Source organism: Stenotrophomonas acidaminiphila (assembly GCF_001431595.1).
Taxonomy (GTDB): domain Bacteria; phylum Pseudomonadota; class Gammaproteobacteria; order Xanthomonadales; family Xanthomonadaceae; genus Stenotrophomonas; species Stenotrophomonas acidaminiphila.
The window spans coordinates 140,716-162,233 of sequence record NZ_LDJO01000026.1; the positions used below are offsets into that span (position 1 = coordinate 140,716).

General features: G+C 65.1%; 19 protein-coding genes and 1 tRNA gene. 7 read left to right on the forward strand and 13 right to left on the reverse strand.

The window, feature by feature from the left end; translation table 11 throughout:
• Positions 1-49: 49 nt before the first annotated feature.
• Complete coding sequence (locus tag ABB33_RS08930; RefSeq protein ID WP_054663654.1) at positions 50-1,894, reverse strand: ArnT family glycosyltransferase; 1,845 nt, start codon at positions 1,892-1,894, stop codon at positions 50-52.
• Between the two features lie 40 nt (positions 1,895-1,934).
• Between ABB33_RS08930 and ABB33_RS08935 the strand changes: the two genes are divergently transcribed.
• From ABB33_RS08935 to ABB33_RS08950, 4 genes are all read left to right on the forward strand, one after another.
• Complete coding sequence (locus ABB33_RS08935; protein ID WP_054663652.1) at positions 1,935-2,885, forward strand: AAA family ATPase; 951 nt, start codon at positions 1,935-1,937, stop codon at positions 2,883-2,885.
• 1 nt (position 2,886) lies between these two features.
• Complete coding sequence (locus ABB33_RS08940; RefSeq protein ID WP_054663649.1) at positions 2,887-3,843, forward strand: DUF58 domain-containing protein; 957 nt, start codon at positions 2,887-2,889, stop codon at positions 3,841-3,843.
• 280 nt (positions 3,844-4,123) lie between these two features.
• Positions 4,124-6,100 (forward strand): transglutaminase TgpA family protein, encoded by a 1,977-nt coding sequence (locus tag ABB33_RS08945; protein ID WP_056932015.1) that lies wholly within the window; start codon positions 4,124-4,126, stop codon positions 6,098-6,100.
• On the forward strand, positions 6,097-6,624 hold the full coding sequence (locus ABB33_RS08950; RefSeq protein ID WP_056931885.1) for a Slp family lipoprotein: 528 nt from the start codon (positions 6,097-6,099) through the stop codon (positions 6,622-6,624). Before ABB33_RS08945 ends, ABB33_RS08950 begins: the two co-directional genes overlap by 4 nt.
• 66 nt (positions 6,625-6,690) lie before the next feature.
• On the opposite strand, the gene ABB33_RS08955 is transcribed toward ABB33_RS08950, so the two are convergent.
• From ABB33_RS08955 to dnaX, 5 genes are all read right to left on the reverse strand, one after another.
• Positions 6,691-7,998 carry a hypothetical protein gene (locus tag ABB33_RS08955; protein WP_054663643.1) on the reverse strand — a complete coding sequence of 436 codons (1,308 nt, stop codon included), beginning with the start codon at positions 7,996-7,998 and terminating at the stop codon, positions 6,691-6,693.
• 23 nt (positions 7,999-8,021) lie between these two features.
• Positions 8,022-8,372: a histidine triad nucleotide-binding protein gene (locus tag ABB33_RS08960; protein ID WP_056931886.1), complete on the reverse strand. Its 351-nt coding sequence runs from the start codon at positions 8,370-8,372 to the stop codon at positions 8,022-8,024.
• A gap of 51 nt (positions 8,373-8,423) precedes the next feature.
• Positions 8,424-9,023 (reverse strand): recombination mediator RecR, encoded by a 600-nt coding sequence (gene recR / locus ABB33_RS08965; RefSeq protein ID WP_056931887.1) that lies wholly within the window; start codon positions 9,021-9,023, stop codon positions 8,424-8,426.
• Positions 9,024-9,115: 92 nt separating this feature from the next.
• Positions 9,116-9,436 (reverse strand): YbaB/EbfC family nucleoid-associated protein, encoded by a 321-nt coding sequence (locus tag ABB33_RS08970; protein WP_054663634.1) that lies wholly within the window; start codon positions 9,434-9,436, stop codon positions 9,116-9,118.
• A gap of 6 nt (positions 9,437-9,442) precedes the next feature.
• Positions 9,443-11,350 carry a DNA polymerase III subunit gamma/tau gene (gene dnaX, locus ABB33_RS08975; protein WP_054663631.1) on the reverse strand — a complete coding sequence of 636 codons (1,908 nt, stop codon included), beginning with the start codon at positions 11,348-11,350 and terminating at the stop codon, positions 9,443-9,445.
• A 378-nt stretch (positions 11,351-11,728) separates the two neighbouring features.
• Here dnaX and ABB33_RS08980 point away from each other — a divergent pair.
• Positions 11,729-11,821: transfer RNA gene (locus tag ABB33_RS08980), tRNA-Ser, on the forward strand.
• A gap of 635 nt (positions 11,822-12,456) precedes the next feature.
• Entirely contained in the window at positions 12,457-13,914 is a 1,458-nt protein-coding gene (locus tag ABB33_RS08985) for a YfjI family protein (protein WP_056931888.1), read from the forward strand.
• Positions 13,915-13,946: 32 nt separating this feature from the next.
• Here the strand turns inward: ABB33_RS08985 and ABB33_RS08990 are convergent, their stop codons facing one another.
• The 5 genes from ABB33_RS08990 to ABB33_RS09010 all read right to left on the reverse strand — a co-directional run bounded on the left by ABB33_RS08990 (position 13,947) and on the right by ABB33_RS09010 (position 18,858).
• Positions 13,947-14,963, reverse strand: a complete 1,017-nt coding sequence (locus ABB33_RS08990; protein ID WP_056931889.1) for a helix-turn-helix transcriptional regulator — start codon at positions 14,961-14,963, stop codon at positions 13,947-13,949.
• Positions 14,964-15,011: 48 nt separating this feature from the next.
• Complete coding sequence (locus ABB33_RS08995; RefSeq protein WP_211260877.1) at positions 15,012-16,004, reverse strand: hypothetical protein; 993 nt, start codon at positions 16,002-16,004, stop codon at positions 15,012-15,014.
• 14 nt (positions 16,005-16,018) lie between these two features.
• Positions 16,019-16,636, reverse strand: coding sequence for a hypothetical protein (locus tag ABB33_RS09000; RefSeq protein WP_056931891.1), 618 nt, complete (start codon positions 16,634-16,636; stop codon positions 16,019-16,021).
• A gap of 75 nt (positions 16,637-16,711) precedes the next feature.
• Positions 16,712-17,272, reverse strand: a complete 561-nt coding sequence (locus tag ABB33_RS09005) for a hypothetical protein (RefSeq protein ID WP_056931892.1) — start codon at positions 17,270-17,272, stop codon at positions 16,712-16,714.
• 35 nt (positions 17,273-17,307) lie between these two features.
• Positions 17,308-18,858, reverse strand: coding sequence for a hypothetical protein (locus ABB33_RS09010; RefSeq protein WP_211260878.1), 1,551 nt, complete (start codon positions 18,856-18,858; stop codon positions 17,308-17,310).
• Between the two features lie 113 nt (positions 18,859-18,971).
• Between ABB33_RS09010 and ABB33_RS09015 the strand changes: the two genes are divergently transcribed.
• On the forward strand, positions 18,972-19,205 hold the full coding sequence (locus ABB33_RS09015) for a helix-turn-helix domain-containing protein (protein ID WP_056931894.1): 234 nt from the start codon (positions 18,972-18,974) through the stop codon (positions 19,203-19,205).
• Between the two features lie 414 nt (positions 19,206-19,619).
• Here the strand turns inward: ABB33_RS09015 and ABB33_RS09020 are convergent, their stop codons facing one another.
• Together ABB33_RS09020 and ABB33_RS09025 are read right to left on the reverse strand one after the other, a co-directional pair.
• On the reverse strand, positions 19,620-20,531 hold the full coding sequence (locus tag ABB33_RS09020) for a recombination directionality factor (protein WP_056931895.1): 912 nt from the start codon (positions 20,529-20,531) through the stop codon (positions 19,620-19,622).
• A complete protein-coding gene (locus tag ABB33_RS09025) occupies positions 20,525-21,514 on the reverse strand; it encodes a YqaJ viral recombinase family nuclease (protein ID WP_056931896.1) in 990 nt (329 codons plus the stop codon). The genes ABB33_RS09020 and ABB33_RS09025 overlap by 7 nt, the downstream gene beginning before the upstream one ends.
• Positions 21,515-21,518: the final 4 nt, after the last annotated feature.

A 21,518-nucleotide genomic window follows, 5' to 3' on the forward strand; every position in this document is an offset into this window, starting at 1 on the left:
GCCAGGCGGCGATCAGGCGGAATGCGGGAACGCGGCCGGGGAGGATACGTCAGTGCGCGACCTGGAATGGCTGCTCCCACCAGTCCTCGACGCTGCCGTCGGTACCGTGCAGGCGCAAGCCGAGCCAGTGGCGGCCGGGCGACAGCGCGCTGACGTCCAGGCGCGCGCGGAAACCGACGCGGGGATGATGGGGATCGGTGGATATCTCCCAGAAGCCGGTGACGTCGTTTTCCAGCCCGTAGTCGGCCCGTGCCGCGACCTGGCCATCGACCAGTATCTCCACCGCCGCCAGACCGACGCCATCCTTGAAGGCCCAGCCCGATACGTCCACCCCATCGCGCAGCTGCGCGTCGGGCAGCGGCGCGTCGACCCACGCCATCGCCGGGGTGACGCAGGCACCGGCCTGCCTTTCGGCGGGCAGCCGGAACAACAGGAAGCGCTGGTAGCCGTGGTCGGTGGACACGACCCGCGGCGGCGGCAGCGGCCCCACCAGGGCGCATACCTGGTGGTAGCGCGCCAGCAGGTCGCGGTAGCGCTGGTCGCCCGGCGCCAGCACCAGCAGCCGCGGGCCGCTGCGGGGCTCCTCCCCGATCAGCTTCCACAACGCCAGCTGCGCGGTACGCCCATGCTTGTCGTTGAGCGGATGCGGCAGCACGTGGATGGACGGGTCGTTGCGCAGGAATCCCAGCTCGGCGCCGACCTTGAAGCTGCCGGCCACCACCCGGGTACCTTCCGGCATGGCCGCCAGTTCCTCGCGTACGGCCTCGGCCAGCGGCTCCCAGCCGGCGAAATTGCGCGGGTAGAACTTGTTGCCGGCAAGCTGCGCGCGCAGCGTGGGCGAAGCCGCCGTCAGGTAGTAACCGAATGCGCCGGCGGCCCCCAGCGCCAGCAGCACCCAGGCAAGCCGGCGCCAGAGACGCGGCCAGCGGCCGAGGACCAGCGGCACCACCACCAGCAGGGCGAAGTAACCCGGCAGCGGCCAGTGGAAACTGATGCGCTCGATGTCGGTGAAGAAGCCGAGCAGGAAGATGGCGAGCGTGGACACCCCGCCCAGGAGCGCGAAGTAGCGCCACTGCACGCGATGCGGACAGGTCGGCAGCGGACGGATGCCGGCCACGCACGCCTGCCATATCGCGATGCACAGCAACGGCGTCACCAGCAGCGGCTGGATCACCAGGAACCACAGTCCGCCGGCCTGGAACGACCAGGGGTGGCGCTCGACCAACTGGAACTTCAGGCCCGCGTCCTGGTTGTCCATGTTCCAGGACAGCAACGGCAACCAGGCGACGATACCGACCGTGAGCGCCATCCATACCCGCGCGTCACGCAGCGTGCGCCGGCCCTCCGGCAGCAGCAGGAGGGCGGCGAAGCCGACCGCGATCACGCCGATGAAGCGGTAGTGGCTCAACGCACCCAGCATCAGCCCCGAGGCCAGCATCAGCGCGCTGCCGGCGTCGACCTGGCGCAGCAGCCGGGCGCCGGCATCAAGGCACAGCAGGGCGGCGAAGGCCATGGGCACGTCCGGCACGGCGAGGATGCCCAGGGTTGCCGAGAGCGGCATCAACAGCGTGAGCGAGCCGGCCTGCCAACCCACCCGCGCGCCGAACCAGCGCGTGGATATACGCGCCACCATCCACGGCAGCAGCGCCCCCATCACCAGGAACGGCAGGCGTATGCCGAACGCGTGGTGGCCGGCCAGCTCCGCGCCGAGCCGGGTCATCCAGGCGGTCAGCCCCGGCAGATCCGAATACGCGGCCGCCAGGTGCCGGCCCTCCTGCCAGTAGAACGCCTCGTCGACGAACAATGGCAGGCGCGCCGCCACGATCGCCTTCAGCACCGTGACCGTCACCCAAAGTACGACGAACGCATTGCGCGCACGCTGACCCACCTGCATTGGCGCTTAAACTCCCTTCGACCCCTGATCCGAGACGACCATGGCTCCGATGCCGTCACCAAGAATGCTAACCGATGTCGCCTTCAAGGCCCTGCAGCAGGCGCAGGAGCAGGTCAACGCCCTGGTGCTAGGCAAGACCGCCGAGGTCAGGCTGGCGTTCGTGGCGCTGCTGTCCGGCGGCCATCTGCTGATCGAGGACCTGCCCGGGCTGGGCAAGACCACACTCGCCCATGCCATGGCATCCACGCTGGGGCTGCAGTTCCAGCGCGTGCAGTTCACCTCGGACCTGCTGCCCGCCGACGTGCTGGGCGTTTCCATCTACGAGGCGGAGAGCCGCGGCTTCCGTTTCCATCCGGGGCCGGTGTTCAGCAACGTGCTGCTGGCCGACGAGATCAACCGCGCGCCGCCGCGCACGCAGAGCGCGCTGCTGGAGGCCATGGCCGAGCAGCAGGTGACCATCGACGGCACCACGCATGCGCTGCCCGACCCGTTTTTCGTGATCGCCACGCAGAACCCGGTGGACATGTCCGGCACCTTCCCGCTGCCGGACTCGCAGCTGGATCGCTTCCTGCTGCGGCTCACCCTCGGCTACCCCGATGCCGGGGCCGAGCGCGCGCTGCTGGCCGGCGCCAGCCGCCGCGAGATGATCGCGCAGACGCTGCCGAGCCTTGCCGAACAGGACATCCGCGACCTGCGCGTGGCGGTCGAGCAGGTCCACGCCAGCGACGCGCTGGTCGACTACGTGCAGCGCCTGCTGGCACGCAGCCGGCAGCAGCCCGGGGTCCGTGTGGGGCTGTCCCCGCGCGCCGGCATCGCCCTGCTGCGCGCGGCCCGGGCGCACGCACTGCTGGCCGGCAGGCAGCACGTACTGCCCGACGACGTGCAGGCGCTGTTCGTGGCCGTGGCCGGGCACCGGCTCGTCGCCGAGGCGGAAGCCTCCTCGGGCACGGCGCTGGCCGGCACCATCCTGCACGGCGTGCAGGTCGACTGAGATGCGTGCCTGGCTGCATGCCCGCCTGCAGGTGCTGCAGCGGCTCGCGCGCCCGCGCCGGCCCGAGCCGCTGCCGGTCACGCTCGACCGCCACCGCATCTATGTGCTGCCCACCGGCTTCGGCCTGTTCCTGGCCGCGCTGCTGGCGGTGATGCTGCTGGGCGCGCTGAACTACAACAACAATCCGGCATTGCTGCTGGCCCTGCTGCTCGCGGCCACGGCGCTGGCCAGCGCACTGCAGGCGCACCTGCAACTGGCCGGGCTGCGCGTGGACGCGGTGTCGGCCGAGCCGGTGGCGGCCGGGCAGCCGCTGCGGCTGCGCCTGGCGCTGGCCCGCGACGACCGCCGCCCGCGCCGCGGACTGCGGGTATCCAGTGGCGCCGCCTTCGCCTTCGCGGACCTTGCCGGCAGCGACCGCACGGAAGTCGACCTGTGCCTGCCCACCACCCGTCGTGGCTGGCTGGAACTGCAGCGGATCCAGGTAGCCACGACCCAGCCGCTGGGACTGGTGCGCGCCTGGAGCTGGGTCTGGCCTGCACCGCCGGTGCTGGTCTACCCCGCTCCGGAACACCCTGCCGTGCCGCTGCCGGACACCGGCAGCGCCTCGACCCGCACCCGCCAGCACCCGCTCGGCGACGAGCTGCAGCAGTTGCGCCCGTATCGCCAGGGCGATGCCCGCCGCAGCATCGCCTGGAAACACTCCGCCCGCCGCGACACGCTGCTGGTACGCGAGTACGAGCGTCCGGCCGGCACCGAGCTGCTGCTGGACTGGCATGCGCTGGGGCCGCTGCCCTACGAACGCCGCATCGCCCGCCTGGCGCGCTGGGTGGACGACGCCGAGCGCGAAGGCCGCCGCTACCGCCTGCTGTTGCCGGGCCAGCCGCCGCTGGGGCCGGCCAGCGGCGACACCCACCGCCACCACTGCCTGCGGGCGCTGGCGCTGATGCCCGCACCATGAAAATACGACCGGACAGCCGTTTCTCGCGGCAAGGCCACCCACGGGTTGGCGCACGGGGACATGCACCATGAAAAAACGACAGGACAGCCGTCTTTCACGACGAAGCCGCCCGAAGGGTGGCGTACAAGGACATGCGCCATGAAAAAACGGCAGGACAGCCGCTTTTCACGGCGAAGCTGCCCGAAGGGTGGCGCACAAGGACATGCGCCATGAAAAAACGGCAGGACAGCCGCTTTTCACGGCGAAGCCGCCCGAAGGGTGGCGCACAGGGATGTGCGCCATGAGCGACCGCGCCCGTCTTCCGCCATTGAATCCGACCGCGCGCAACTGGGCGCTGCTGACGACCGCGCTGGCCTTGTTGCCGCTGCTGCTGCAGCTACCCGGCATGCTGGCCGCGGTCTTCGCCGCCACCGCGCTGCTGGTGGCGCTGCTGGCCTGGCGGCGCTCGGTACCGCTGCCGCTGCGCCTGCTGCTGGTCGCGACCATGCTGCTCGCGATCTACTGGCAGATGGGCGCGTCGCCAGGGCGCGATACCGGCTGCGCATTGCTGGCGGCAATGCTGGCGATCAAGTCCAGCGAGCTGCGCAGCCTGCGTGATGCGCGCAGCCTGCTCGGCTTCGCGCTGTTCGCGCCGTTCGCCGCCTTCCTGCTCGACCAGGGGCCCGGCACCCTGCTGTTGTCGCTGGCCGCGGTCATCTGCGCCCTGCTCGGCCTGCAGCACCTGGCCGACGCCGAGACCGGCGCCGCACCACAAACGGCCGCGCTGCAGCTGCGCACCATCGGCCGGCTGCTGCTGGTCGCGCTGCCGCTGGCGCTGTCCGCCTTCTGGCTGCTGCCGCGATTGCCGACACCGCTGTGGGGCATCCCCGAGCGCGCGATCGGCAAGCCCGGGCTGTCGGACACGATGGCGCCGGGGCAGTGGCTGGACCTGATGGCCGACGACAGCCCCGCACTGCGCGCGCAGTTCGCCGGTGCCGCGCCGCCGCCCGAACAGCGCTACTGGCGCGGCCCGGTGCTCACCCGCTTCGACGGGCGCACCTGGACGCGTCTGGAAAGCCAGCGCCGCCGCCCGCCGCCCGCGATGACCGCCGGCCCGGTGCAGTGGGACTACCAGATCGAGTACGAGGCCACCGAGCGGCGCGAACTGGTGGCGCTGGACCTGCCGCTGGCCGCACCGGACCAAACCGAGCTGGATGCCGACTACACGCTGGTCAGCGCGCGCCCGCTGGCCACGCTCACCCGCTGGCGGCTCCGTTCCGCGCCACCGGCGCGCTTCCAGCCGGCGCTGCCGCCGGACCTGCGCGAAGCCACACTGCAACTACCGCGCGGCTTCAATCCGCGCACGCTGGCACTGGCCCGGCAGTGGCGCCGGGACGCCGGCGATGACGACGCGGCCATCGTCCGCCGCGCGATGCAATGGATCAGCCGCGACTTCAGCTACACCCTGAGCACGCCGCTGCCGGGCCGGCACGGCGCCGACGAGTTCCTGTTCGACTGGAAGGCCGGTTTCTGCGAGCACTTCAGCTCCGCCTTCGTGGTGCTGATGCGCGGCGCCGGCATCCCCGCACGGGTCGTCACCGGCTACGCCGGCGGCACCCGCAACCGCTACGGCGACTATTGGCTGGTACGGCGGATGGACGCCCACGCCTGGGCCGAGGTGTGGCTGCCGCAACGCGGCTGGACCCGCGTCGACCCGACCGCGGCGGTCGCACCGGAACGGATCCGCGACACCCTCGAAGACCGCCTGGCGCGGGGCGACAGCGCCGGCGGCGGGCTGGACATGGGCGCGCGCTGGCTGCAGCTCGCGCAGGCCGGCGACTGGTTGCGCCGCAACTGGAACGGCCTGGTCCTGTCCTTCGATGCACGCCGCCAGCAGCGGCTGCTCAGTCCGTTCGGCATCGAGCGCCTGGAACCGGCGCAACTGGTCGGGCTGCTCGCCGCCTTCGCACTCGTTGCCGTCATCGCCATGGCCTGGCTGCTGGCGCGCGGCGAGCGCGAGCGTGATCCGCTGCTGCGCGCCTGGCGCCGGCTCGACCGTCGCTACGCCCGCCTAGGCCTCGGCCGGCAGGCGCACGAAACCGCCGGCGACTGGGCCGCGCGCGTGGAGGCCCTCCGGCCCGGCAGCGGACTGGTACTGCTCAGCCAGCGTTTCAGCGATGCGCGCTACGCTGGCGCCTCGTCGGACCTCGCTTCATTATTGCGTGACCTGCACAGGCACCGTCCTCAACCCGGAGTACCCACCGGAGCACGAACATGAAGACCCGCATCCTCCTTGCCCTCGCCGCCAGCCTGACGCTGGCCGCCTGTGCCACCGCCCCCAAGCCGCTGCAGGGACAGTTCAGCACGGTGTCCCCGCGTGACAGCATCGCGCAGAAGCAGACCGGCACGCCGGTACGCTGGGGGGGCCGCATCATCGAGACCATTCCCGGCCAGGGCGAGACCTGCTTCCAGATGATCGCGCGCCCGCTCAACGGCAATGGCCGCCCGAGCACCACCTCCGCCGACGCCAGCGACGGCCGCTTCCTCGCCTGCCGCGCCGGCTTCTACGACCCGGCGGTGTTCGAGCCCGGCCGCGACGTGACCTTCATCGGCCGCATCGACGGCTACCAGACCACCAAGATCGGCGAATACGACTACCCACTGCCGAAGATCGCCGCCGACGTGGTGTACCTGTGGCCGGTGCAGCGCGAAGTCGAAGTGGTGCCGGCCTACCCGTACGGTCCGTGGGGACCGGCCTGGGGCCCCGGCTGGGGCTGGGGTTGGCGCGGCGGCTGGTGGTAAGCCCGGCGTCCGCAGCACACCGAAAACGCCGCCTTCGGGCGGCGTTTTCCGTTGCGGCCGCAGGACTCACTCCTGCCTGCGGAGCGTCCAGTCGCCCTGGCGGGCACCGGGCTGCAGCATCCAGCCCGGCGCCAGGTTCAGGACCCAGCCATCGCCCTCCCAGCCTGCGGTCGTCTGCCGCGCCCCGGTGTGGGCCACCGACAGCCGTTTCCAGTCGGTGGACAACAGCCCATCGCCGCGTACCTCCAGCACGCCCCAGGCGGCAGCGGCACGGATCACGCCGTACACCGAACCCTGCGGCGGCAACGGCGTCACCCGGTTCGGATCGAAACTGAAACTGGCACCGTTGACCGGCACGACCAGCACCGGGCCGTCGACCAGCCGCGTGCGCAGGGCAGCCACCACGCCGGCCTGGTGCCGGGCGCGGGCGTCCTCCCCGGCCTCCACCTCGGCCAGACCATGACGTGCGCCCGCGCGCTGGAAGGCGGCATCGCCGGCTTCGGCCTGCACGCCCAGCACGGCGGCAAGCAGCTGCGGCAGGCCGTCCTTCCGGTTCCAGCCGCTGCGCCAGCCCGGTGCGGCGCGATCCAGCAGGACACCGTAGGCCGGCCCGGTGTAGTAGGCGAAGGAGCGGGCATAGGCCGTCACCGCGTCGCCGCGGCGCAGGTGCGCGGCGAGCCGGCTTTCCAGCGCGTCGTCCTGCGCGAGGATGCGGCCGGTGTACTCGGCGATGCCTTCATGGCGCTCCATCGCATCCTCGGCGGCAGCCGCCTCCGGGTACCGCGCCTGCCGCCAGGCACGGAAGGTCATCGCGTCGGCGCTGGCCTGTCGCCGCTGCTCCGCGCTGGTTGCCTCCATCGCCGCCGCCAGGGCACGCAGCTCCAACCGCAACGCGGTGCGTCCCTGCTCGGTCTCCAGCTGGTCCTGGTCGGCATGGGCCGCCGCCAGCCCGATCCCCGCCTGGATGCGGTGCCAGGCCTCGTGCATGAGCAGGATCGAGCGGGCCACCGGGTCTTCCGGCAGCGGCAGCATCAACATGGTCCAGGTGCGCCCGTTCCAGCCCACGGCGGTATTGGCGACCGGCATGCTGTCGGGCAGGCGGCCGCGGAACACCGGGCCGTCGCGTTCCAGTGCGGTATCGGTCCCGTCCATGCTGGCAACGAACTGGCGGCTGGCCGGATCGACCAGCAGCACCGGCCCGCACAGGCTCACGCCCCAGGCCTTGCCGTCATCGGCCACGCACAACTGCTGCATGCGCTGGAAGACCGCGCCCGCCGCCGATGCATCCGGCAGCGCCTGCGCGAACGCCACCGATGGCAGCGCCAGCAGCAACAGGCCGATGCGGTTGCGGAGGCGACCGGACCCGGCCCGCATCGCCGGGCTCCGCGAATGCCGGCTCATGGCGCGCCGAAATGCCCCAGCGGCGCGCCGGCCAGCAGGTGCAGGTGGATATGGAACACCGTCTGCCCGGCGTTCTCGCGGCAGTTCATCACGATGCGGTAGCCATCCTGCGCGAACCCCTCGCGGCGCGCGTATGCGGCGGCGGCCAGCGCCAGCTTGCCGATCAGGTGCGCCTGCGCCGGCTGCAGGTCGTCCAGGGTGGGGATGACCTCGTGCTTGGGAATGAACAGCACATGCACCGGCGCCTGCGGGGCGATGTCCTTGAAGCCCAGCACGTCGTCATCTTCGTAGACGATGCTGGCGGGGATTTCGCGGCGGATGATCTTGCCGAAAATGGTATCGGTCATGCGACGGCTCACTGGCGTTGAACGGCCTACAGCTTACCGTCCCGCAGCGGCCTATTCGCTGATTTCGCTGCGGCTGCCGAAGGCGTGCGAGAGCGTGCCGCGGTCCACGTATTCCAGCTCGCCACCCAGCGGCAGGCCCTGCGCCAGCCGGCTCGGCCGCACCTTGTGGCGGCGCGCCAGCTGCGCCAGGTAATGCGCCGTGGCTTCGCCCTCGACGGTGGAATTGGTGGCGATGATCAGCTCGACCACTTCGCCCTGGGCCAGCCGTGCTTCCAGCTGGTCCAGCCCGAGTTCGCGCGGGCCGATGCCGTCCAGCGGCGACAGCCGGCCCTGCAGCACGTAGTACAGGCCGCGGTAGCTGGTGGCGTGCTCGATGGCCAGGCGATCGGCCGGCGACTCCACCACGCACAGCATCTCCCGCTCGCGGCTGGCGCTGGCGCACAGCGGGCACACCTCGGTTTCGCTGAAATCGCGGCACTGCGCACAGTGTCCGATCCGCTCGATCGCATCGGCCAGCACCTGCGACAACCGCAGGCCGCCGTCGCGCGCGCGCTCGAGCACGTGGTAGGCCATGCGCTGGGCACTCTTCTGGCCGACGCCGGGCAGCACCCGGAAGGCCTCGATCAGTTGTTCCAGCAGCGGCAGGCTCATCGCATCGGGCTCATGGTCGAAACAAACGCGCGAAGCCCATGGGCTTCGCGACGTGGGGTTACGGGCAGCCGGGCGGAGCCGGCGCACCGCGATCAGAACGGCATTTTCATGCCCGGCGGCAGCTTCATGCCGGCGGTGGCCGAGCCCATGCGGGCCTGCGATTCGGCATCGATCTTGTTGGAGGCGTCATTGAACGCCGCGGCGATCAGGTCCTCGACCATTTCCTGGTCGGACAGCACCGACGGATCGATGCGCACCTTGCGGCACTCCTTGGTGCCGGTGAGCGTCACGCTGACCATGCCGCCACCCGCACTGCCGGTGACTTCCAGCTTGGCCAGTTCTTCCTGGGCCTTCTGCAGGTTCTCCTGCATCTTCTGGGCCTGTTGCATCAGTTGGGCGATGTTGCCGCGCATGGTTTCCTACTCTTCAAAGGGACGGATGGAATCGGGCACGACCCGGGCACCCTGCGCAAGCAGGTGCTGCACCTGGGGGTCGGCCATGAAAACGGCTTCGGCCGCATTCTGTCGCTCGCCGCGCTGGCGGTCGGCGCGCTCGTGCAGGGTTTCGGCCTGGGCGTTGCCGGTCTCGATCACGATCTTCGGCGCACTGCCCAGCGCCTGCGCCAGGGTCTGCGCCAGCGCACCCAGCGAGCGCTCGGACTGCAGGTATTCGAAACCCGGCAGCAGCGCCAGCCGCAGCACGCCGTTGCGGTAACCGACGAAAGCGGCGTTGGCGGCCAGCTCGCGCGACGGCCCGGACAGGCCGCTGTCGGCAACCAGGTCCAGCCACTGTTCGGCGTTCTCCAGCGCGCGCGGCGCGGCGCCGGCCGTGGTCGTGGCTGGCGGCGGCGGGGCGATGGCGATGCCTTCGGCACGGAACGGCGATGGCGGCGCCTGGCGGGGTGCCGGCGGCATGGCGTCGGCCGCCTCGTGGTGCGCCTGCGCTGCAGCGGTCTCCTCCATCCATGGCGGCAGGTCGTCGTCCTCGCGCGCCTGCACGGGTTCTGCTGCCGGCGCCGGGGAAAGCGGCGGCGCATCGGCCTGCGGCGCGCGCGCCGCCAGCGGCACGACGTCTTCGCGCTTCGGTGTCGCGTGGGCGGAAACGGGGTCGGCTACCGGCACAGCCGCCACCGGCTGCGCCGCCGGTGCAGCGACGGCAGCCGCGGTCACGGCAGGCGTGGAACCGCCAGCCGACGACGACACCGCGCCCGTTCCCGGACCTTCGCCTTCCGGCACCGCCGGCACCGCGCCCGCCGGGCGGAACGCCAGCATGCGCAGCACGGTCATCTCGAAACCGGCGCGCGGGCTGGGCGCCAGGTGCAGGTCGCGACGGCCGCCCAGCGCCATCTGGTACCACAGCTGCACCACTTCCGGGCGCAGGCGCGAGGCGAACGCCATCGCGTCGACACCGTCGCCGGGCGCCGCCGCGCCCGGCACCAGCTGCTGCACCTGGATGCGGTGCAGGGCCTCGGCCAGCGCGTCGAGCACGCCGCTCCAGTCGGGCGAGAAATCGGCCAGGGTGGCCACGACCTGCAGCAGGCGCGCGCCATCGCCCGACGCCAGCGCGTCGAGCATCGCCGTCACCTGGGTACGGTCGACGGTGCCGAGCATGGCCCGCACCACGTCGTCGCGCAGCGCGCCGCCGGCATAGGCGATGGCCTGGTCCAGCAGCGACAGCCCATCGCGCAGCGAACCATCGGCGCCGCGCGCCAGCTGCGTGATCGCCCCGTCCTCGAACTCGATCTGCTCGGCGCCGAGGATGCGCGTCATCTGCCCGCGGATCTGCTCCTCGTCCAGCCGCTTGAGGTTGAACTGCAGGCAGCGCGACAGCACGGTGACCGGCAGCTTCTGCGGGTCGGTGGTGGCCAGCAGGAACTTCACGTGCTCCGGCGGTTCCTCCAGCGTCTTCAGCAGCGCGTTGAACGCCGCCTTGGACAGCATGTGCACTTCGTCGATCAGGTAGACCTTGTACTTGCCGCGCGACGGCATGTACTGCGCGTTCTCGATCACCTCGCGCACGTCGTCCACACCGGTGTTGGAGGCGGCGTCGATCTCCAGCAGGTCGATGTAGCGACCGGCGTCGATGTCCAGGCATGCCGGGCACTGGCCGCAGGGGTCGGCGCTGGTGCCATGCTCGCAGTTCAGCGACTTGGCGAAGATGCGGGCGATCGTGGTCTTGCCGACACCGCGGGTACCGGTGAACAGGAAGGCATGGTGGACGCGGCCGCTGTCCAGCGCATTGCTCAACGCGCGGACCACGTGTTCCTGGCCCACCAGCTCGGCGAAACGCTTCGGGCGCCACTTGCGGGCGAGGACGAGATAGGACATCAGGCAACCGTCTTCATCTGAACCCACATTGTGCCATGCCCCTGCCCCGCCGGCCCGCCCCGGGCAGGGAGGCGGCGGCGGCTCCTGGATGGACGGCCCATGCCCCGGACCATGGCCTGCGACGCGCCGCCATCCATCACCTGCGCGGACCGGCCAGGACCGCGCGGCCACGCGCGCCGGTGCCGGCAATCGAGCGCGGCCAGCCCCCGGCCCCCGGCAGCGACGCGCGCCGCCGGGGCGGCTCCGGGCAGAGGCGGCGGCGCGGCCGGCCACCGCGCGGATGCCCCAACGCATCGACGCGCACATTCGACTTGTGGCCGCAGCGCCGGCCCTATAGAATCTGCGCCCCTGCAGCGCCTTCGGGTAGCGGCAGGTCACGGAGAGGTGTCCGAGTGGTTGAAGGAGCACGCCTGGAAAGTGTGTAAGCGTCTAAACCGCGCTTCGGGGGTTCGAATCCCCCTCTCTCCGCCAGATAAGTGAAATAAGCCCCTGATTCTCAGGGGCTTTTTTCTTTTCAGGCTTTCTTGGTATGCCACCCAGTATGCCATATGGCGCTGGCTGGGGTTGGGCCGCTTTGTGGTGCACTGTGGATCACGCAGTGCGGCGCTCCTCTCGACCGCGCCTCAAGTACGTCCTACTCGCTGGCCGCCCGAGGCGCTGCGCCAGCTCCCTGGCCTATCCGCTCGCACCGGCGGGCGTGGCTCGGCTGAAATTTCCGGAACTTTTTTCAAGCTACTGCTTGAAATCCGCTCCTTATCAAAAATTTTTGCGTTAGCCGAGGCTGTCCACTGAAGACGGCCCTCCTGGCTGTCCCGATATGAGGACGAGCGCATGCCACAGCGTACAGCTAACAAAATAGCCAAGCAGTTCACCACGGCCTACAAAGCGCCCGCGGATGGCGTCAGAGGCAAGGAGTTGACCAACCCGATCAACACCATAGGTCTGCCGGAGAAGTACCATCCAACGGAGTTCAAGAAGCCGCGCGGCCGGCTCGCAAAAGCCGGACCAGGGCTACCCAGCAGTGACGGAGAGAGCTCGTCATCGTTCGATGGATCCGTCCACTCACTCATAGCCACGATCAGGGGCCGTATCGAGAGGGCGCGGGCATGAAAACACTTCCCTCGCTCACGACCTACCGATCACCTGACCACAACTTTGACATGTTGCCGCCGGTGGCGGCAGCGGCTGCCCGAGCAATCTGCGCCAAGGCCCCAGAGGCCTGCCCTTGCATGGTTCGGACCCACTTGCTGTCGATCCTGTCCTCCGCAGTAGCGCCCCTCTACGTGATGTCGCCGCCAGACTGGACATCCATTCCAATCAGCGTCAATACGTTGTGTATTGCCAATGTAGGAGAGAGCAAGAGCCCAGTTCATGAACACCTGATCCAGCCACTCAAGGAACACACTAAAAACAGCTTCGCTCGCTATCAGGCCGCGCAGACCGAAGCGAATGCCAGCGCAGCCGAACAGCAACTCCACATCAAGATCCTGAAGGCCGAAATTGCACGCTGCCTACGCAAGCAGAAGCCCGCGAAGGAACATCTGGCGACGCTGGCCGAACTGCATCGCAATGTGATGGCCACTCCCAAGCATCGCCCGCGTCTCGCAAGCAATCTCGACCTCGAAAGCATGCTGCGTCAGTTGGATGGCGAGTACGAAGCGATCGACTTCCTTACCGATGAAGGGGACAAGGTCCTGAACTCCAGCCTGATGCGCCATGTGCCCGATCTTGTCGATCTGATCGACGGAAAATCGCTGGAATTCCGGCGAGAGAAGAAGAAGCACCTCTATGCAAGCCACCCGCGTGGCACGTTCGGCTTGATGACACAGTCCGTCGCGATCGAGCCATTCCGCCCACGGTACAAGCACGATGAGTACATCGCGCACAAAGCCGTCAAACTCGGCCTCTTCGCGCGCTTCTTCATCTGCATCGCTCAACCGTCTCCCATGGGCAATCAGTACACCCGCGATGACCAGGCGATCTCAAATCTCCACGAAGCGCTCAGCAATTTCTACGATTTGCACTTGGGCAATCAGGAATCCGGCGGCGTCGCCCCTATCCCGCTCGAGTTCGCACCTGACGCACTGGGCTACTGGGAAGAACTGCGCCGCATCACCAACAATCTCAAGTACGGGCAGCTCGCACATATTGCCGACTTCGTCTCAAAGATGCTCAACCTGACCGCGAGGCTGGCCGCTGTACTGCATGTCTGGGAAAGCAAGACCCACTATGTCTCGACCTCCTGTCTCCAACGTGCATGGAACCTTGTTTCCTGGCACGCAGGCCAGTATGAAATCGCGTTCGTCCCACCTCCCCCCCTGTCTCAGCAAGAGTTCGATGTGACTGCCGTAGTCAAACACTTGAATACGCATCGCTTTTCGACCGACTACAGGCAGGTTCCCACCGAGCCCATCGGCCTGTTGCTGAACATCCCGCCCCGGCGCCTGCGCGCCGCGCTTCTACGCATGGAGCAGCGAGACATGATTGAGCTGTGTGATGGCAAGGCCACGTTTATCGACTGCATGAAGATGTTCTCTCGATCACGCAACATTACTTGGCGATGACCTTCCGCAGTCCATAGATCCGGAGTCACCCGCTACCCAGGTTGCTCTGCCCGCCTGTAGCGACCAGCCGCACCGGCAAGTTCCGTCGCCAACTCCTGTCGCAAATCTTCCGGCTCGATGACCTCCACCCTGCTGCCGAAGCCCAACAGCCACCAGCGCAGGGTTTCATCGCTGTCGAGAGTGGCGGTAAGCGTCGCCCAGCCCTCAGGATCCGGTTCGCTCATTTGCTGATCGATGGAGACAGGTGTGTCGCGCAGGTGCTCGATGGTTTCGGCCTCGAAGCGGGCTACCAACCGAATCTGGCCCTGTGCGTGGTACTTGGAGCCGGTGGTGGCGACGTAGCCGGCGAAGTCGAAGCCTTCCGGTGCCACGGCAGGTTCGTCCAACGTGATTACGGTGCTCAGTCGGTGCAGGGCAAGATGCTTGATGTCCTTGTAGTCGCGCAAGGTGCAGATCAGGTATTGCACCGAACCGCGCACCAGCAAGCCCAGCGGATGAATCTTCATTTCCTTGGCAGCCTTGCCACCCTTGGCGTGGTATGTGCCACGCAGGCAAGTCTTCTTCGCCAATGCCAGATGTACGGCATCCAACACATCGGCTGACACCTTGGGCGGCAGCAGCGACAAGCTTGTGGGCAAGATAGCAGTTCGCTTGTGCCAGTTTTCCCAGCCGGAGTTGGCAAGCTCCTGCTTCGCAAAGTCGAAGAAAGGCACCAACTCGTTCAACAAGATCTTGGGCAGGAACTGGCGCAAATGTTCCTGCGCCAGTAGCAAAGCGACACCCTGTGAAGTGGAAAGGCGTGGCGTGAACTCGATGTTCGCATCCCTCGACCAAGACCAACCATAGGGCTTGCTGGATCCGTCCACCGTCAGAGGGAAACGCGACGAAAGATTTTGCAGGTCGCGCTGGAGTGTACGGCTGTCGGCCGACAAGTTCTGTAACTCAAGCCGCTGCCTGATCTGCGCCACAGTGATCTTGCTCGGCGCACGCGGGAGAAGCCGAAGCATCTCCCACTGGCGTTGAAGGGTATCGAGAGTGTTGGCGCTCATCTTTTGATATCTACGGCTCCGACATATGTCGGAGCCGTAGGTTTTCCCTCAGATGGCGGTGTCGCTGATATCGCGAATGCGCTTTTCGGTGGAAAGCACCAATGCGCCGGATTCGTCCAGAATCGGCGTATCAATCATTGCCTTGACCAGCTGCGCGTACTTCACCGAACGAAACACGGCTTCACGGCTTTCCTGAGAAAATGCACTGAAATCCTCGCCGTGGGCAACGATGACCTTCTCTAGGCTATGCACCGACCTGCGCAATTGCGTGGTCACCTTGCTGAAGGTTTCATTTGCCAGCCGTGTCACGACCTGGATGCTCTGCAATTGCAGCGCTGCCCGCTCGCCTTCCTCATAGTGAGTTCTTGCCTGTTGCAGATTACTGTTGGCATTGGCAAGTGCGGCCTCGGCGCTGTTGCCGACAATATGCCCGAAGATAGCCAGCGCCGGGCCAGCGACGATGCCGCCCAGCACCGCACCGCCCAAGGCCATGCCGCCGCCACCTGCCGCAAGTGAGCCGCCCCCCAGCCAGGCCAACGTGGCATTGGTTGCCGCAGCACCGCTCAGCGCAGAAATGGCGGTTCCCGTACTGGCAGTCGCGAACATCATGGTGCCGCTGTACGCACCGAAAGCCAGTGCAGCACCGCTTCCCAAGCCCGCGCCCAGCCCTAGGCCAGAGTCCATCAACAACTGGTACTCCTTCTGCAACTCGGTCAGCGTCTGCGTGGTGAAATCGCCAACCTGCAACTTTTCCAGCTCCGGCGAGTTGGCAACTTCGACATTCTTCAAGCGACCAAACGTATTGATGAAGTCTGCAACCGGCCCATTGAACGAGCGCAACTTGCGGGAACCGTAATCTTCAATCACGGAGTTCGTAGCTTCGCGCTGTTCATTCACCAGCCGAGTCGCGCGGGAAATCAACGACCGGGCATTGTCGTTGGTGGAACTGGCATCCCGATGGTCAACGACTGCCTTGCCGCCCTTGACAAGGCCATAAAGCGCACTGCCACCCATAATTGCGCCAACAATAATTGGGATCATCAGATTTATCCTATTTATTCGAGAATGATGGAAAGAGCCTTGACGGCTTCATGATTCATACCCTGGGCGCGCTCCAGCAAATCGTCGTAAAGGAACTCCTCGATTTGGAACAAATCGGCAAACTTCCTCAGCAATGCATCTTCCACGCTGGAAATGTCGCCATCAGCCAGCGCAAGCAAGAACAGCTCATACAGCATGACTTTCGGCTCAGCTGGCAGAAATTCAATTTCATCTTCCTCTACCGTTGCATGCAGTTTTTCCAGTACAGAAAATGAAACCGCGATGCGTTCCTCTGGGTCATTCTGCTTTCCCAGAGGGATCGATTTGAGCTTCTTCTTGAAGGCAACCCAGACCTCGTCCATCTCCTCACCAAAGGCAGCTATGGACATACGCTCAACAAACAATCCTCCAATCCACTCGTCAGCATCTTTCCCGCATTCACGAGCAAATTGGGCCAAGACGGCCTTTTCCTGCTCAACCTCTTTCACTGCAACTTTTTGCAGATTGGTATCCCCAGTCAGTTCGGCCTCAGTCTTGCCATCCCACAGCAAGGTGTTGTCGCTGATGCTGACAAGGTGAGCGATCTTGAGGAACAGATCTTGGCAATCGTCGGAAAGAAGGTGTAAAAACATGAAGCCCCCTGGGTGGCGAAGAATTTGGCAGCAGTTACATTCAAAACAACTCTCAGTCGTTGAGAGTCATGCCTTTCATTCGAGAATGATGGAAAGAGTCTTTGCAGATTCCCGACTCATGCATCGAGCGCGCTCCAGCAGATCGTCGTAGAGAAATTCTTCGACCTGGAACAAATCGGCAAACTTCCTCAGCAATGCCTCTTCCACGCTGGAAATGTCGCCATCAGCCAGTGCGGTCATAAATAGCTCGTATAGCATGACCTTCGATTCGGACGGTAAAAATTCGGCCCCATCTTCTTGTTCACGTGCATGCATATCCTCCAATCTTGCGCATGAGGCCTTAATACGCTCCTCCGGGTCATTCTGCTTTCTCAGAGGAAGCGGTTTGAGCTCAGAGATGAACAGCCAATCGACATGTTCACCGGAAAAAAATCCACCGCACTCGCGGTCAAATCTTTCCAGCAATAGATCTTCCTGCTCGACCTCTTTAAATGAAATTTCTTGCAGATTGGTATCCCCGGTCAACTCTTCTTCAGTCTTGCCATCCCACAACAACGGGCTGTCACTGATACTGACAAGGCGGGCAAGCCTGAGGAAAAACCCTTGATTTTTATCGGAAATAAGGTGCAAATACATGGAAATCCCTTGACAAGTTAAATAAGGAAAATAGATTAAAGCCGCAGCGACTCATTGGTGGTCATGAATTGGTCGAACTCCATCTGGCTCTTGAATTGCAGTTGCGCGCCCAGCAAATTCGCGTAGCTATTGATGTCCGCGGTAAATGCGTCAACATCTCCCGCGTCATGTCGAGCGATGCTGGCAAACAACTCCCGCGTTTCCCGTTCCAGCTCAGAAAACTCTTTGCGCATGAAGTCATCCAGCGCAACACGCTGCTTCTCGATTTCGGCGCGGGCCGCGGTTTCGATTTCAATCACGCGAGCAAGATTGGCCTTTGCTGCGGCCACATCACGTGCTGCACCCAGCGCCGCCTGGTAAAACATCGACGAAAGGGTGTAACCAATCATGCTGCCGACCGCAGCACCAACGAACGGGATGGGGATTGCGATTTGCCCCAGCGCGGCGAACATCGCACCGGACAACATGCCCGCGCCCTTTTCGCCGACCTCCCCAAGGAATTGCGCCTCGTCAATTTCACCCTGGACATAGCGGTTGACGCTGACGCCCAATGACAGGACAACCTGTACCGCCAGTGCAGGCGCATTGGTGCGAGCCAGCGCACGGGCATAAGTGCTGCCGGATTGTTGCATTGCGCCCTTGATGGCTGAGCCAGTGAAAGCCGTTGCATAACCGATCCCGCCAGCTTTCACGGTATCCAGTGCCAAGTCTTTCGCGGCATCCCCAAAATGCTTCCCTTCCTGAGCAATGGCAAAGGCATTGGTGATTATCGAAATCGAACCACCGATGACGGCACCGAACTTTGCACCCTCCATACCGGCCCGGTGGCCGGTCTTGGCAATGTCGCGGGCGGTGGCAAGTTTCGGGTGGTTGCGATAGAAAATCGCCTGCTCGGTAGTCAGACCGGAATCAACCACCTGGTCAGCAAGTTGGTCGTAGTTTTCCGCCTGCTCGCGTAGCCGCTGTGCAGCATCGGGTTTGCCATTTTGCTCGGCACGAAGTGCGTTCTGGCGTAATTTTTCTGCTCTTTCCAGACAGAAATCCCGCGCGCCTTCGTACTGCTCGGATGGCAGTTCCAGCTTGACGCCTCGATATCTGGCGAACTTTCCGTCAGGCTTGGTGATGTCGTTGAACAGGTTTTCACGGCTACCAACGAACTTCATCTGGCTTTGTGTGCCTTCGATGATTTCGCCGTTCAGTACCTTGACTCTGTCAATGACCGTGTGGTTCCTGCCGTAGTGCGGCAGATCGTCGCTACGTGAAACGCGCACGTCCGACTTTGCAATGATCGCTTCGGCGTTGTCGCGGCTAGTCGTTGCAACCTCGGCGGAATAGCCAGCCTGCTGTTTGAGGTTTTGCTCGGCAAAGTCAGGATGAACCTTGCCTTCGGCGATACCTTTCAAGCCCTTGGCAAATTTCTGCCCGGTTTCATTGTCAACGCCGGTGTAGCCCTTGATGTACTCGGCATTACCACTGCCATAACGGCTGACCGTTTCGCTGGTAGACAGTGCCGTTGCGGTACGGCGTTTGTCCTCGGCGATCTCGTCACGGCGCTCGTCGCCGCCCTCTCCTTGGCTGGAACTCACTTCCCTACCCCCTGGCATGGAACACTCCTCTTGGCCTCAATATTACCAGTATATGGTGAATACTGAACAAGCCCACGGACCTACGGTTCTCCCAGTAAATTGGGAGAGCCGGGTTGGAGCCAGAAGTCGCCTTCGGCAAGGTCTTGCGGGCGCTGCGCAAGCAGGCAGGCCTGTCGCAAGAGCGTCTTGCCTTGGATGCGGACATCCAGCGGAACTACGTTTCCCTGCTGGAGCGTGGCTTGAACTCGGTCAGCATCAAGGTTCTGTTCAAGCTGGCTGCTCCCCTGAAGACTTCCCCCAGCGAGATGCTGGAGCAGACGGAGCAACTGCGAAAACGGCACCGATGAGGAAGACGTTGCGGCAAAAAAAAGAGTTGCCGCTTGCTTGTGAGAGCCACCGCTCCCCGCAATTGAGCTAGTCGTTGTCTGCCTCGACCCAATCGTTCTTCGACAGGAACGTGCTCAGCCCGTATAGGGCGAAGCCGTACACCAACACACCGCCGATGATCTTGAACATGCGCACGTCTCCTTGCGTGACTTGTCGATGAAAAGAACCATCCATGGCCCTGCTTTCCGTTGCTGACCATCATCCACACCGCTGCGACAGACTGCGTCGCACTACGTTCACTTGAAAAAGAAAGGAGAGCCGAAGCTCTCCCATTCCGTGGAACCAAGTCATGTATGCGCCCAGCCCGCATATGACAAAGCCCTACACGGCAGTACCGCTGACGATCTTCAGCAGAGACCGAGGCTGCACGCCGCTCATGCCGTCTTTCTTTGTGCTGGCAGTTGCACTGCTTTGGCTTCGAGCTTTTCGCGTAGGTCGGTGGTGTTGATGGTTTTATGCTGCGATGCCTGCTCACCTTCCGCTGGCGGATAGAACTCCTCGACGACCGCCGGCACGTCCTCTTCCAGTTCCTCAAACGCCCCGTTGGCGAAGCCTTGCCGTGCAGCTTCATCCAATGCAGCCTGGTCGATACCCGCCGCCTTCCTGACGGCATCCCGCTCAACTGCTTCGGCCACGGCATGCTCCAGCGTCAGGCCTGTCCGCACCACCAGATCGACGTAGTAGATCGCCGAGCGGTAGCTCATCGTCGTGGACTTGCCCCGCAGCTTCAGTTCCAGCGGTAGGCAGGACAGCCGGCCACCGGAGACGGCGTTGAAGTAGTGGAGCCGGGCCGCCAACGTACGGATAGTGTTGTAGGAGGTGGTACGCAGCACGAAGCTGCCCAGGGCATCGTCCTCCCCATCACCGACCACCACGTTCAGGCGTGCATAGGCCTTGCAGTCGCCCTTGGCAAAGGCGCAAGCATCCGGCCCGGGACAGGGCAGGTTCTCCATGCCGTCCATGCCGGTGCGCCGGCAGGTTTCGCCATTGCCCACGCACACAGGCCGACCGTTCTCCCGGTTGAACAGGGAATAGTCGGCCCGCAGGTTCAGCGCTGGGTCGTTGAATAGCAGCCGCACCGGGATCGAACGCAGCTTCTGACCGTCGGAAGTCTTGCGCAGCTTCTCGTCCAGCGGATGCAACAGCCACCCCTCGCGGTTCTGCACTTGGCTGGTCAGAGTGAACTGGTCATCCTTCTCCGGCAGGCGCTTGCCGTTGCGTTCGATGACACGGCCAATGGAAATCCGCCCGACCACGGGCGGGGTGATAGCCAAGCCTTTCAGCATGACGTGATCTCCTTGATCTCGGTATTGATGCGGAACCGGCGGGAGCCGGGCCGGGTGACGGTGTAGGCGGCAACGATGGCCGGGTGGTCAGCGGCCAGCCGTTTGGCATCCAGTGCGGTGCCATCCTTGCTGCGGCGATAGATCACCTCGCCATGATTCCCAAAGCGAGCTACCGAGGCATCGCCCATGGCCTGTTGCAGGGTCTGCTTGAGCAGCTCGGCGTGCTGTTCCTGTCTGGCCAACGCGGCATTGACGGCCACCAATTCGGTGAAGGTTGCCGCCAGCGCTTCGTCCTGGCTGAAATCGACCACGGTGTCCTTGCCGGGGTACAGGCTGCGCAGGGCGCGGGCCGCGGATTCCGAACCATCAGCAGGCGGTTCGATGTCGTTGACGACGTACTCCCAGAAGCGCGCTTCCAGCACGATCAAGCGACTGATGACCTCCTCGTCCCGCTCGATACGGTGGATGCGTAACTCCTGCCCGCACAACAGGACAGCCACATCCGCCGCCGGCTTGCCCGTCACCGCCAACTGGTGCTGGACCTGCAACTGGACGTACTCCGGTACTCCGTCCTTCCACAAACGCGAACCGAACTCGCCCGCGGTCTTGCACTCCAGGATCTGCACGTCCGGCGAGCCGACGACCTCACGGTCGATGTTCGCCAGCATGTAAGGGAAGGAAGGGTGTTGCAGGACAGCGTTGAGCCGCCGCACCCGATGGCCGGTTTGCTCCTGATAGGCCGACGCCACCAGCGGTTCCAGCAGGGTGCCCCAATAGCGGGGATCGTCTTGCCCGGGCGGTGCTTCTTCGACCGGCTTGCGGCCGGTCTTCTCCTGCCAGAGTTCCAGTTGGCTCTTGTAGGAGTTCAGACCCACGGCCGTGGCAGCATCCGAACTGCCAATGCCACCGTTGCGCACTTCCAGCCATTGGTGGCGGTCGAGCGTGCGCGTATCGACCAGACGTAAGGCTGCATGTTTGCTCATGGTG

What these genes read in the sequence shown, in the direction of transcription:
- ABB33_RS08930 (WP_054663654.1), bottom strand. Translation starts at nt 1,894, where the DNA reads ATGCAGGTGGGTCAGCGTGCGCGCAATGCGTTCGTCGTACTTTGGGTG.
- ABB33_RS08935 (WP_054663652.1), top strand. Translation starts at nt 1,935, where the DNA reads ATGGCTCCGATGCCGTCACCAAGAATGCTAACCGATGTCGCCTTCAAG.
- ABB33_RS08940 (WP_054663649.1), top strand. Translation starts at nt 2,887, where the DNA reads ATGCGTGCCTGGCTGCATGCCCGCCTGCAGGTGCTGCAGCGGCTCGCG.
- ABB33_RS08945 (WP_056932015.1), top strand. Translation starts at nt 4,124, where the DNA reads ATGAGCGACCGCGCCCGTCTTCCGCCATTGAATCCGACCGCGCGCAAC.
- ABB33_RS08950 (WP_056931885.1), top strand. Translation starts at nt 6,097, where the DNA reads ATGAAGACCCGCATCCTCCTTGCCCTCGCCGCCAGCCTGACGCTGGCC.
- ABB33_RS08955 (WP_054663643.1), bottom strand. Translation starts at nt 7,998, where the DNA reads ATGCGGGCCGGGTCCGGTCGCCTCCGCAACCGCATCGGCCTGTTGCTG.
- ABB33_RS08960 (WP_056931886.1), bottom strand. Translation starts at nt 8,372, where the DNA reads ATGACCGATACCATTTTCGGCAAGATCATCCGCCGCGAAATCCCCGCC.
- recR (WP_056931887.1), bottom strand. Translation starts at nt 9,023, where the DNA reads ATGAGCCTGCCGCTGCTGGAACAACTGATCGAGGCCTTCCGGGTGCTG.
- ABB33_RS08970 (WP_054663634.1), bottom strand. Translation starts at nt 9,436, where the DNA reads ATGCGCGGCAACATCGCCCAACTGATGCAACAGGCCCAGAAGATGCAG.
- dnaX (WP_054663631.1), bottom strand. Translation starts at nt 11,350, where the DNA reads ATGTCCTATCTCGTCCTCGCCCGCAAGTGGCGCCCGAAGCGTTTCGCC.
- ABB33_RS08985 (WP_056931888.1), top strand. Translation starts at nt 12,457, where the DNA reads ATGAAAACACTTCCCTCGCTCACGACCTACCGATCACCTGACCACAAC.
- ABB33_RS08990 (WP_056931889.1), bottom strand. Translation starts at nt 14,963, where the DNA reads ATGAGCGCCAACACTCTCGATACCCTTCAACGCCAGTGGGAGATGCTT.
- ABB33_RS08995 (WP_211260877.1), bottom strand. Translation starts at nt 16,004, where the DNA reads ATGATCCCAATTATTGTTGGCGCAATTATGGGTGGCAGTGCGCTTTAT.
- ABB33_RS09000 (WP_056931891.1), bottom strand. Translation starts at nt 16,636, where the DNA reads ATGTTTTTACACCTTCTTTCCGACGATTGCCAAGATCTGTTCCTCAAG.
- ABB33_RS09005 (WP_056931892.1), bottom strand. Translation starts at nt 17,272, where the DNA reads ATGTATTTGCACCTTATTTCCGATAAAAATCAAGGGTTTTTCCTCAGG.
- ABB33_RS09020 (WP_056931895.1), bottom strand. Translation starts at nt 20,531, where the DNA reads ATGCTGAAAGGCTTGGCTATCACCCCGCCCGTGGTCGGGCGGATTTCC.
- ABB33_RS09025 (WP_056931896.1), bottom strand. Translation starts at nt 21,514, where the DNA reads ATGAGCAAACATGCAGCCTTACGTCTGGTCGATACGCGCACGCTCGAC.